This window comes from Oceanobacillus manasiensis (assembly GCF_000724085.1).
GTDB classification, from domain to species: Bacteria; Bacillota; Bacilli; order Bacillales; family Amphibacillaceae; genus Oceanobacillus_B; species Oceanobacillus_B manasiensis.
In genome coordinates, this window is the sequence record NZ_CCDL010000003.1 from 130,147 (window position 1) to 142,609 (window position 12,463).

General features: G+C 34.4%; 10 protein-coding genes. 7 read left to right on the forward strand and 3 right to left on the reverse strand.

The window, feature by feature from the left end; all coding sequences use genetic code 11:
* The first annotated feature begins 60 nt into the window (after positions 1 to 60).
* From BN985_RS14190 to BN985_RS14210, 5 genes are all read left to right on the forward strand, one after another.
* Positions 61 to 420, forward strand: coding sequence for a YciI family protein (locus tag BN985_RS14190; protein ID WP_042224226.1), 360 nt, complete (start codon positions 61 to 63; stop codon positions 418 to 420).
* A gap of 62 nt (positions 421 to 482) precedes the next feature.
* Positions 483 to 818: a cytochrome c biogenesis protein gene (locus tag BN985_RS14195; protein ID WP_042224227.1), complete on the forward strand. Its 336-nt coding sequence runs from the start codon at positions 483 to 485 to the stop codon at positions 816 to 818.
* A gap of 204 nt (positions 819 to 1,022) precedes the next feature.
* Positions 1,023 to 2,066 carry a serine hydrolase domain-containing protein gene (locus BN985_RS14200; RefSeq protein WP_232225595.1) on the forward strand — a complete coding sequence of 348 codons (1,044 nt, stop codon included), beginning with the start codon at positions 1,023 to 1,025 and terminating at the stop codon, positions 2,064 to 2,066.
* Between the two features lie 246 nt (positions 2,067 to 2,312).
* A complete protein-coding gene (locus BN985_RS14205) occupies positions 2,313 to 3,014 on the forward strand; it encodes a DUF5700 domain-containing putative Zn-dependent protease (protein WP_052360702.1) in 702 nt (233 codons plus the stop codon).
* A 373-nt stretch (positions 3,015 to 3,387) separates the two neighbouring features.
* On the forward strand, positions 3,388 to 4,209 hold the full coding sequence (locus BN985_RS14210) for a hypothetical protein (protein ID WP_156960144.1): 822 nt from the start codon (positions 3,388 to 3,390) through the stop codon (positions 4,207 to 4,209).
* Between the two features lie 169 nt (positions 4,210 to 4,378).
* Here the strand turns inward: BN985_RS14210 and istB are convergent, their stop codons facing one another.
* Both istB and istA read right to left on the reverse strand, forming a co-directional pair.
* The gene (gene istB / locus BN985_RS14215) at positions 4,379 to 5,098 is read right to left on the reverse strand and encodes an IS21-like element helper ATPase IstB (RefSeq protein WP_042224230.1); all 720 of its coding nucleotides are present in this window, start codon (positions 5,096 to 5,098) and stop codon (positions 4,379 to 4,381) included.
* Entirely contained in the window at positions 5,095 to 6,540 is a 1,446-nt protein-coding gene (istA, locus tag BN985_RS14220; RefSeq protein ID WP_232225537.1) for an IS21 family transposase, read from the reverse strand. The genes istB and istA overlap by 4 nt, the downstream gene beginning before the upstream one ends.
* A 582-nt stretch (positions 6,541 to 7,122) precedes the next feature.
* Here istA and BN985_RS14225 point away from each other — a divergent pair.
* Together BN985_RS14225 and BN985_RS14230 are read left to right on the forward strand one after the other, a co-directional pair.
* Complete coding sequence (locus BN985_RS14225) at positions 7,123 to 9,267, forward strand: AAA family ATPase (RefSeq protein WP_052360703.1); 2,145 nt, start codon at positions 7,123 to 7,125, stop codon at positions 9,265 to 9,267.
* 3 nt (positions 9,268 to 9,270) lie between these two features.
* Positions 9,271 to 11,076 carry a UvrD-helicase domain-containing protein gene (locus BN985_RS14230; protein ID WP_042224232.1) on the forward strand — a complete coding sequence of 602 codons (1,806 nt, stop codon included), beginning with the start codon at positions 9,271 to 9,273 and terminating at the stop codon, positions 11,074 to 11,076.
* Between the two features lie 62 nt (positions 11,077 to 11,138).
* Here the strand turns inward: BN985_RS14230 and BN985_RS14235 are convergent.
* A protein-coding gene (locus BN985_RS14235) for an IS3 family transposase (RefSeq protein ID WP_141231384.1) occupies positions 11,139 to 12,268 on the reverse strand; the annotation gives its coding sequence in 2 pieces (ribosomal slippage) (positions 11,139 to 12,022 and positions 12,022 to 12,268; 1,131 coding nt in all).
* Positions 12,269 to 12,463 lie beyond the last annotated feature (195 nt).

Consider the following 12,463-nt stretch of genomic DNA (forward strand, 5'->3'; position numbering starts at 1 on the left):
GATTGACTTCTAGTTATCTCGATTCTATTTATTTAATTCAAAGAGAAAGGAGGAATACATATGAGATACCTAATATTGTTAACTCCATCAAAGAAGTGGAGAGATGGAGTTGTGTTACATAATCAACCGTTCATGCCTGAACACGCTGTTTATGTTCAAACTGAATATAATAAAGGGAATATAGTTTTAGCTGGACCATTTGGGGGTTCAGCTGGAGGAGCAATAGTTATCGATGCAGAAACGGAAGAAGAGGTTATTACATTTGCTGACAATGACCCTACTGTCAAAAATGGTATCTTCAGTTATGAAATAAAGCAATGGGATTATAAAATGAGCAAATGTGAAACTGAAAATCCAAATTTTGACCAGGGTTATGTTGATTACAAGCATAAGATTCAAAAGGAATTAGGAATTATTTAGGATGTTTAAGTTAAAGTAATGGATGCTTTAGTGAAATAATAAAATCGAAATAGAGGGATTGAATGGAGTTTGAATTTGTAAAAGTAGAAGTGCTGTTACCAGAAGAATATATAGTGGAGTTAAGAATTCAGCTAAATGATATTGGCGTTTTAACTGTGGGAGATTACGATAATGTTGTTTCATATTCGGTGGTAAAAGGATACTGGAGACCTTTAGAAGAAGCAAATCCTTTTAATGGTAGCCCTTTTAATGGTAGTAAAGATGAAATTTCCTTCGGGACTGAATGTAAAATGGAATTCAAGTGTTTAATGAGTAACATTGCAGAAGTTAAAGGACTAATTAAAAGGGTTCATCCTTATGAAGAACCTGTTATAAATGTTTTACCAATGTTAAGCTGACGGATGTAATAATAAAGCATGCGATTATAAGTAGTATTTGGTCTATTAACAAAATATTGCTAAAATTATTAGGATGTGCTGCATTCTCAATAACTAAACAGGTGACATAAGTGAGATAATTTGTGTTGGTGTCCTTAATGGTTAAAAACAATAATGTTGCACAGTGCCTCCAATCATATTGGGGGCATTTTTTTAAAAAGGAGAGTGAATAAATTGTTACTACAAGATAATGACTCAAACTTGTTTGAAGATGTATATACTCATGTAAAACAAAGTGCCGAAATGTTGGGTTCCAGTGGCGCAGCTCTTTTTATCATTCATAACGATAAAGTTGTAATAGAATCATATTTTGGCAAACAATCGAATGCTAAGCATGCTCGAGATGTTAAAGCAGACACTCAATTCCACATTGCATCTGTCAGAAAGTCTTATATCGGCTTTGCTGCTGCGTACGCTATACATAATGGCTACTTTTCCATTGATGATCCGATTCGATGTTTTGTAGAAGACTCCTATTTACCCGCATATGAAGGCGTAACCATTCGTCACTTATTAACCCACACACATGGACTTAGAATAGCTGATGGCAAACTAGTAAGTGAATACAAACCTGGAGAATCGTGGGCATATAGAGGCCCCAGTATTGAGTTGTTGTCAACGATTATCAAAAAAACAACGGGAAAGTCTGTTGCTGATATTGTAAAAGAGCATGTCATTGAGCCGGTCGGCTTTGAATCGACAGAATGGGTTAAGATGAGTCAGCCTCATTCAAAAATTGCTGGCACTATTCGAGATGCAGACAACCATCTCTGGACTGAGACGGATGTAGTAGATGGTTCCGGGATGAATATGTATGTGTCTGCAAAAGAGCTTGCCATGTTGGGCTACCTTCATTTAACAGAAGGGAAATGGGGAGGAAAGCAAATTATTCCTAGAGAAATCATTCAAATGGCAACATCTATACAGACTCCTGACCCAAGCCTTCTTATTCACAAAAACGGATTTTTATGGTTTGTAAAAGACACAAACCATATCTTTAATCAAATAGGCGATACAGTTCCAAAAGGTTCCTATCAATTACTCGGTTACACAAATGTAGCGCTGCTCATTATCCCAGAGGAAAACGTAGTAGCAGTTAGAATGTTTAACCGTTATGGTTCAACGGAAGGATACGATTATCTCAAAGACATTCGGTCTTTTGGAGACACGGTTTATAAATGTTCAATAAAGGAAAGTAAAACGCAATAAGTGATATGGGGCCGTAGGATATTTCGAATGTTTTTATTTTGGGAAATTGAATAGGTTTAACAAGTTGTTTCTGGTTGGTCGCTTTTTCACAGGGAATATCTGGAGGAATTTATCCCTCTTTGGGTATTTATGTTAAAATAAATAAAGATTTCAAATATTAAATACTTGACAACGTAAAGCAGGCTTATAGTTTTCTTTTATATTCAGTTTAGGTTAGGAGTTTGCCTATTTAGGGGGAAATAGCAGATGTATCAAACCCAAAATATTGAAGTAGAAGATTTATCACGTGAATTTTTTCAAGAATGGAATCAAAATGGAAAATTTACTATCGAAAATCTTGAAAATTACTATTATAAATTTCCGGACGTATTTGAAGCTTATTTTAAATCGCATTGTCAACGTACACCTGAAAGATTAAATGCTGCAATTGAAAGATACCCAGAGAAATATAAAGCAATGCAGCAAACAGCTAACCTATTGCCTGGAATTCTACAGGAAGTATATGAGGATCTTTCAAAATTATTGGGGATCCAAATGAGTATAAAAGCTCGAATTCTTGTAGGAGGTTTTGGTTCAAACGCTTATGTAACCTATGATGGTACAATGCACTTTGCCGTTGAAACCTTAACAGACGAAAGTAAATATTTAAAAGTATTAGTAGCACACGAAATGGTCCACACTTTTCATTATGAATTGCTTAAAAGGGTAGGATTCGATTTCTCAAAATTCGCTTTAGATGGATATACATCCTTATATTTAGAGGGTGCCGCTACGTATCTCTCTGAAGTGATAAATCCTAGGTTACCTGAACGGGTGTATTTGTCATTTAATGAGTCAGGTGAAGAATGGATCACATTATATAAAAATAATTATAATGAAATAATGACAAGTTTTAAAAATGATTTATTAGAATGGTCAATGGAAGCAGAGAGAGTGGTTTCGCCTTAGAGGGGGAAAAAAATTTGGACTTAATCGACTTGGATATCTAGTAGGAAAAGATTTTGTGAAGTATTCAGTGAAAGAATTTGGTTTAAAAGAAAGCTTTACTTTTTGGGCTGAGAAGGATATTAAACCGATTATTAGGGATTGGGTAGTAGAAGTTTCTAGATAACGCCATAACCTTCAAGATGTTGATATTTTTATATCTCCACTTCTGTAAGCTAGATTCAGGTGTGAATTTACTGAAGAGTTAAGAAGAACTTTAATTTAGCTCATTTAAAAAAGTATAGAAGTAAAATAATTTATTTCTAAGTCAGAATTAACTAAGTCAGGCAATGAAAAATTATTTTAAGGGAGTTATTCGGTGAGTAGGATCGGTGAAATGGTTGAATTAGCAAAAATAGGTGAAAAGTTATTAGAAAATAAAGTTCCGGCAACTACTATAAGAACTTTTTATTTGGAGGGGATTATAAGGAAAACTGTAAGTGTATTTAACACTATTGTGAGGTTGCTAGAATACCATGAAAAAGAAGGGTTTGTCACTGTAGATGATGGAATGATTGCTAGTGGAGTAAGAAATCTAATTGATCTTTCAAGAACAACAAACTATTTAACTGAATATGGAATCAGTAAAGAGGAGAGAGAATTTAGGGAGTGGTGCTGGTCGCATCATAGAAACAAAACCGTACGTAATACTATAAATAAAATTAATCATTATAAACACGAAGATAATGTGAATTCTTGGAATGATTTTTTAGCTGAAGAGACATACCGATCACTAAGTGAAAATATTTTTTACCAACAACTGAGCAAGGAAGAGAAAAAAGAAATTAATAAGGGAAGAAAATTTATTTTTCTAAATAGAATTGAAAGAAGAATCACTCCCTTAGCTCCATCTTTGGAACAAGGTATTTATGATATTTTATCAAACGAAATGCATTCTTTGCCTTTTGGTGTAAATCCTCATCTATCTTCAGGAGGGACATTTTCCAGTGTAGCCATTTTTAATTTATGTATATATACTTCTATTTTATACATGACTGTACTTCTTAAAGATTACATTCGGGTCAGAAAGTCTGTTGCAAAAGTAATTAGTCAAGCTGAACGGATAAATATAAAAAAGAGTCTATCAAAAGCTAAGGTTATTGAAGCGTGGGCAAAGAAGGAGATAGATCTTTATAATAAAGGGATTTTTTCGTTATAATAATTTAATGCATTTAATTTAAGATAGTAGTCACACACGATAATTAATATAATAACTCTTATTATAGATAGTCCTTCATTATGATGAAAAATGGGTAGTGTGTTTTGCAATAGAAAAGTACATAATAATGCAATAAAAAATACATAAGCTTGCCAGCCGGTACTTTCAATTAATTTTGTCTTGATAATGCGTGGCTTACACGGTAGCTGTCTCCTGTAAAGGTAAGTACATGAGCGTGATGTATAACGCGATCAACTAAAGCAGCTGTAAGCCTCGAGTCCACGAATATCCGATTCCACTGACTAAATTCCAAATTTGAAGTGATGATGATGCTTTTTTGCTCATACCAATCGGTGATCAGTTGAAATAGAAGCTCCGCTCCTTCTTTGCTGAATGGAATGTACTCCATTTCATCTAAGATGATAAGATCTACTTTTTTAAAACGATTCCTAAACTGGTGAAGCTTTCCTTCTCTCCACATTCTTTCTAACGTATCAACTAGATCGGATACCCGATAGAACCGCACCTCATATCCTTTCTTGCACGCCTCACGGCCTAACCCTGTCGCTAAATGAGTCTTTCCTGTACCTGGGGAACCGGAAAGAACGACATTCTCTTTCTTAGATATAAAGTGAAGTTCTTTCAATTCAGTACGGTCGACCTGAGGGGGAAATCTTATCTGATCTCCCCATTGAAAGTCTGCAAGACTTTTGTGATTGGAGAATTTTGCTTTTTTTATAAGACGTTCAGCTTTTGCTTCCTCTCTCAATTCAAATTCTCTTTGGAATAATGTTTCCAAGTATTGCGTTTGATTTTCAAACGGGATTTTTTCATAAATATCGGCTACATAGGCTAGGCGTAGACTTTTACACATCTCTTTTATATTCATACTCGTTGCTCCCCATCCTCTTGCGCAACTGGTTGTAGTAGGTCGTATTTAGACCAATCAACGTCATACGGGTGAGAAGTAGAATCAAAGGTTCTTTCTGGTTGTTGTTGTAGAAGATCATAAAACTTGTCATTAACCTCTTCCATATCATACTGAATTAATAAGTTGATTAACCAATGTAGACGCTCTTTCCTTAATGTAAGAGGCTCTATGCTTAGATAAGCTGCTATTCGGCCAGGCAAATATGGATTATATCTTGAGTAAGGAACCGATCTTGGTTTAGAAGCCCAGGCTCTCATAATGGAAAGCCAAGGTATATTTCGGTTTTTGTTCATATATGGCCGATAGTCTGAATGGAGAATCTCTCCGTAAGGAGATACCACTTTATATCTATCCCAATAGAGTATCAAATGAAGATAACTGAAATTATATCCTTTTGGAATATGTTCTTTCATACTGTCTATAGTGATTTCTCCATACTTGTTAGCTGTTACTTTCGTTTCTTTGAAAATCGGATAATCTTCCTCCGGAAGAGCTAAGGCATGATTCAATTCTTCATCAAGTAGTTCTTGAATACGAACTTCCTTTGCGTAATGAATGCGTTGCCGATCCTGTGCCAGTTTTTCACTTAAAATAGTAGTTAGATCTTCATAGCTTTCTATGACTGGAGAAGGAGTTACAAAGTTATATCTTACATACCCTACTTTATTTTCAACGTGTCCTTTCTCATTGCCCTTACGTACATTACATGCTTGGATTTCAAAACGGTAGAAATTAGCGAATTGAAGAAACTCATCTGTAAAAATGGCTTCGCCATCCTTATTCCTTGCTTTTATTACGGCGGCTTTCAAGTTATCAATTCTAAGCTTTCGTGGTACGCCACCCAGTAGTTCAAAGCTTTTCTTTAACCCATATAAAAAGCATTCTTGGTTTTCCCCTGGAAGAGGGATGGTAAAAGCTGCATTACTATAAGGCAGGCTCATTATTAAACAGTGGACATCGATGAATTTTCCATCTTTCACAGCTTCTGTTATTCCAAAATCCACTTGAGCTTCAGCCGGAGGGTGATTTAGTCTTTCACTATTCTTATCTTTAACGTCATCTGAATTTCCTTTTCCCTCTTTCCATTCAGCTATGAAGTAGGAAACGGTCCTATAGGAACCAGTAAACCCATGCGTTTGAAGTTCTTGAAAAATGGTCTTGTTTCTCCTTCTCAGTTTTGGCTTTAGTTTTTGATCTTCAATAAGCCAGTCCGTGACAATCTCTCCCCAATGTTCTTCATACATCATTCCTTTTCTCATTACTTGTTTCTCTTGGGGAACCTGGTCTTCGTCCGCATATTTCTTGGCGGTACGCCAATTCACTTGAGCCCTTTGGGCAATTTTATTTATAGATATGTCTTCATGATTTCTTAAAGTTTTGATATGATTAATCTTAGTCATTGCTAGCAATCCTCTCGACCTCCACTGTTTTGATTCGACACCAACTACAGTAGAGTTATTTTGGATGGCTGGCAAGGCTTTTTTTTATCTAAAAAAGAAGTGCAGAGTTATGTACGTTTTGGTTGCACATCTCTGTACTTCTATTTTGCACTACACAGGTAGCACGTTAGATAGGTTAGTTAACATTATACTACTATCTAAAATATTAATTTCATATTTAGCGATTAAGAGAGGAGGGTTATTTTGTACCGCCTCTTTTAATTACTGTATCAAAAAGGGTAACAAATACGTCTAGTATATCGTTAAGCTTATCCGCTTTAGCTTCTAGAGTGGATTTGTAGATTGTTAAAGTAGCCTATTATAAGAAGTAAGTACTTAATTTGTGTTTCTGCAAATTGAGGGTAATTTGTTCATTTATTTTGGGGTAATAATCTAATCCATTAAACCGGTCATTGTTACACGCTTATGTATGACTCCATTAATAAGTAATAAAAAGTTTTAATCATTATACTATTCAAACGTAAAATGTTAAGATATGGATATAAAATATTAGGAAAATTCTATTATTTCGAGGTGAAATCTATGTATATCTCCAAATTAACCATAAGAAACTTTCGTAATTTTAAAAACAGTATATTTCATTTTAACAAAGGCGTAAACACGATTATTGGGGAGAATGGAGCTGGTAAAACGAATACTTTTTATGCTATTCGCTTATTATTGGATAACAACTTGTCCATAAACGCTGCAAAGCTTTTAGAAAGTGATTTTAATAGAGAAGTTGAGCAGTGGAAGGGACAATGGATAATAATTAAGATTGAATTTGATGAATTGAATTCTAGTGAGGGCGCCAGTATGTTGGCTCATAAGCTAGAGGACATTGACGAATTTAGTAATAGTGGTTCTTACTGCTATTACTATCGACCAAAGAAGAGAATAAGAAAGCAATTATACGAGTTATCGGAAAATCCGGGAAAAGATCAAGATATGTTAAACGGGATATTAGAAACAATCACGATTGATGATTATGAGGTTGTATATTCTTTTAGAAGTAAAGCGGATTTCTCTAATGATGATATCTACAAAAGTTTTGTAGGTGATTTTGAAAATATAATTTTTCCTAATCCAGAGGACGAGACGAATGATCAATTAGGAATTCAAACTTCTCAAATTTTTTTAATTCGAAATGAAATTGCTTGTACTTTTATTAAGGCACTTAGAAATGTTTCTGCAGAGATGAAAAAAACAAGGCAGAGTCCTTTGTTAAATCTATTAAGAGGTGCTGCAAATGATATACAAGTTGAAAAATCTAAAGACCTAACTAGTAAAGTGAGTGATTTAAATGATTATATAAGTGGTCTAGGAGAAATAAAACAACTTGCGAATAGAGTCAGTACTATGTTAAATGACACCGTAGGTTATACATACGCACCGAAAGTTAGTATAAAATCAGAGCTTCCAGAAGAGATAACAAAACTATTAGGGTCATTGGCTTTATGGGTTGATGATGGAGAGGAATTACAACATCAAGGGAAATTAGAAGATTTAAGTCTTGGTGGTGCCAACTTAATATATATAACCCTTAAGTTGCTTGAATACGAATACAAGCAACCAACTGAAGAAAAGGCTGCACATTTTTTATTAATTGAAGAACCAGAAGCGCATATACATACGCATGTTCAGAAAACAATCTTTGATAAGTATCAGTTTGAAAATACACAAGTTATAACATCAACTCATTCAACACATATTTCATCAGCCAGCAAAATTAGTTCTGTTAATGTATTGTCCAAGGAAAGAAACAGTACATATGTATGCAATCCGAGTAATGGTTTGACAGTTCAAGAATGTGTCCGTATAGAACGTTATCTTGATGCAATAAGAAGTACACTTTTGTTTGCGAAAGGGATTATATTAGTTGAAGGAGATGCGGAAGCCATCTTAATACCAGCAATGTTTAAAGAAGTAACCGGACTATTGCTTGATGAAATTGGTGTTAGTGTTGTTAATGTGAGTAGCACCGTATTTACTCATGTTGCAAATTTATTCCATGAAGATAGGATAAGAAGAAAGTGTGCAATTATAACAGACCATGATAAATCCATTCTTCCCTTAGCAGAGGATTCTTCTAAAGATAAGGGAATAAATAAAAAATTCAGGAATTCCCAAACGAAAGGTCAAGAAAGAAAAGAAGCTCTGGATAAATATTGTAAGGATAATGATTTTATAGAGACTTTTTACGCAGAGCATACATTTGAAATTGACTTTATTTTGGAAGGCAATGAATGGGAAATTACAAATTGTTTAAGTCAGATATATAAAAAGGAGGATTCAATTGAAGAATCAAAAAACAAGCTAACCTCAGATGATGATTCTGTTAAAGGTCTAGAAATACTAAGGTTGGCAGATAATGTTGTTGGAAAAGGATGGTTTGCTTTGTTAGTTGCAGAACATTTATCTATTAAAACTTATATTCCTAATTATATTTTAAATGCAATTTCCTTTGCTTCTAGTCACATGGGAATAAAACATTTAATTAAAATGGGGACATATCGCGTGAAAAAAGGTACGGAATTAAAGTACTCTGAATTGACTGCTATCCATAATGAGCTAGTAAAAATACCTGAAAATGAGATTACAGTTTCTTTACTAGTTGAACTGTTTGAAAAACATGCATCTAATGATCAATTTTTATCTTTTTACAAATTATTAAGTGAGGAGATGTGAGGGGTGTTAGAGGGATTAAGTGATCAGCAAAAAAGAGCAGTTAAAGGTCAGGGTAATACTTTAGTAATCGCTTGCCCAGGCAGTGGGAAAACTAGGGTATTAACAAGAAAAATTGCTTATGAATTAGAAAAAATGAATACAAGGAAAAAATATGTAATTGCATTAACATATACTAATCGAGCTGCAGAAGAAGTTCAAAAACGAATAGATGAACTTGGTATTTCTACAGAACAATTATGGTCCGGAACTATTCATTCATTTTGTTATCAATGGATTTTGAAACCATACGCGGGTTATATAAAGGATTTAAAAGACGGTTTCCAAGTTATTGATGAATTCATGACGATTAATTTGTTAAATCAATTAAAAGCCCAACATTCAATACCACGTTATAAAAGTGTTAGAACCAATCTAAATAGGTACGGAAAGTATAGTAATAGCAAAGCTCCTATAAACAATTTGGCAAAAGAATTTCATAGTAAACTACTTAAAGAAAAATTTATAGACTTTGATTTGTTATTATACTATTCATATATATTTATAAAAGAGAATTCCAAAGTTAGTAAACAACTATCAAGCTTATTTTCTTATATTTTTGTGGATGAGTTTCAAGATACGCAAGATTTACAATATGCTATCCTAGGCGAAATTATCAGAGCAAAGAATGGTATGAGCCAGCTGTTTCTTGTGGGAGATCCTGATCAGGCAATTTACAGTTCATTAGGGGGGATAGCTAAAAATAAGTATGAAATTGAAGAAGAAATAGGGAGTAGAGTTAACGAGCTAGAATTAAGTGGTAATTATCGGTCTACTCAAAGAATAGTGGATTTTTTTAGTAACTTTCAATCCACAGGGTTATACATTGACTCACTAGCTAGTTATGCGGAGGATCAAGGGGCAATTGTTTTAAATAAAACTATTAACGAGAATCAATTGTACCAAGAAATTGCTAAAATAGTTGACATGAATTTAAAAGAAGGAGTAAAACCAAGTGAAATATGTATCATCGCACCTAGGTGGGTGTTTTTAACGTCCATTTCAAAGAAATTAAAGTCACTATTACCAAATGTTCCGTTTGAAGCTCCTGGGTTAACCCCATTACCACGTAACGCTGACAATTTCTTTTTTAAGTTATCAAGGCTGTTTTTATCTTCGCCGTCTCCAGATTTGTATATGAGTCGTTTAAGATGGAGTAAACAAGTAATTGATAGTCTAAACTTATATACTGGTTCGGCGTTCTCAATTGAAAATGATGATTGTAGGAAGTTTTTAAAATTAGTAAACGGTATTTATATAGATGAACAAGATGGTATCCTATATTTAGAAAAAGCATTTTCTTCATTATTTATAAAATTAGAAATTGATATCTATAATCATGAAAAACTAATGAAGCAATGGAACTCATTTTTTAGTGGAATTCAGGAGAGATACATGCTTGAAGAGTTTGAGGGTATTCCAAATGATATTCATTATTTTAGAAGTATGATGGAACCGTCCAAAGGGGTAGTAATTAATTCATGTCATGGTGTAAAAGGTGAGGAGTTTGAAACAGTAATTGCATTCGGCCTTTTATGGGGCTATGTTCCGCACTGGAACGAAATTATTGGTAAACCTTCACATGAGCAAATTTCAGCTTCTAACAGATTACTTTACGTAATTGGTTCTAGGGCAAAGAAAAATCTTTATTTAATTTCTGAACAAGGAAGATCAACCTTTAATAGAAATCCATACTTGATTAATCATCAACTTAATAATGTTGATTTTTGCTACGATAAGAAATCAATTATGAGTGGGCACTCATATAACTAAAATTACATGCTTTCTTAATGGGAGGTATCTTTCTGGTATGTCAACACTAAACTGGACCAAATTTATAGTGGCTGTTGTTTGAATACCATCGGTGTTACATAGTCTAACGTTCCGTGAATTCGAATGTTATTAAACCAATGCACATAATCATCCAGTTCAATAGCGAGCTGTTCAAGAGAATAGAAATGGGCACTGTTAGCGAATTCTGTTTTGAATACCTTAAACATCGCCTCAGCCACGGCATTATCATAAGGGCACCCTTTCATGCTCAGCGATCTTTGGATGCCAAATGTTTCAAGTGCTTCCGAAATAAGCTTATTATCAAACTCTTTCCCACGATCTGTATGGAACATTTGAACGTCGTTCAAGTTACCTTTGATGCTCGATAAAGCTTGATAGACAAGCTCTGCATTTTTATTAGCACCCGCACTACGGCCAATGATTTCACGGTTAAAAAGATCCACAAATAAGCATACGTAATGCCATCTTGTTCCAACGCGGACATACGTTAAATCACTCACGATGACAGCCAACGGCTTGTCTTGTTCATATTGACGTTGTAATTCGTTTTTTATCAACGCTTCATTACTTGATGTTTTATGCGGTTTGTACTGGGCTACGGTATAGTTTGATACAAGCCCAAGTTCATTCATTAGACGGCCAATTCGACGCCGTGATACGTGTTTAGGCTGTGATAATCTACTTAATTCTTTCTTTATTTTGCGCGTGCCATAATTGTTTCGGCTTTCTTTAAAAATTCGGGAGATCTCTTGAGAAATCTCTTTATCTTCCATTTTAAGCACACGTCGGCCGTGTGAATTGGCATGATAGTAATACGTACTTTTAGGAATCTGGAGGACGTCACACATTGCTAATATCGAATAAATGTGAGCGTTATTTCGAATCACATCTATTTTCGTCCCATGATCAGCGCTGCTTGCTTTAAAATATCATTTTCCATCATGAGACGTTGATTTTCCTTACGTAACCGAGCTAGTTCATTCTCTTCTTCAGAACGATTATCTTTGGCGGCAAATGAACCTGTTTCTTGATGATTTTTAATCCAGCGATCTAACGCAGTAGGCGTGATATCATACTCTCTCGCAATATCTGCACGCGGTTTACCATTTTCATAAAGCTTCACTAATTGCAGTTTAAATTCGGGTGTAAAAGTTCGACGTTGACGTGTCATCGTAGTCACGCTCCCTTAAGTTATAGTCTAAGTTTACAGGCCCTCATTTTATCTGTCCAACTTAGTGTAGCCTATCCACCTTGTGAAAGTGGGAAGAAGTACAAAAAATGCTGTGATACTTAAAGTGGTGAAGGTAATCATATATAGGACCATGTTAAATTAAGATACTAAAAAATATGTCTGATCTTTAGAAAT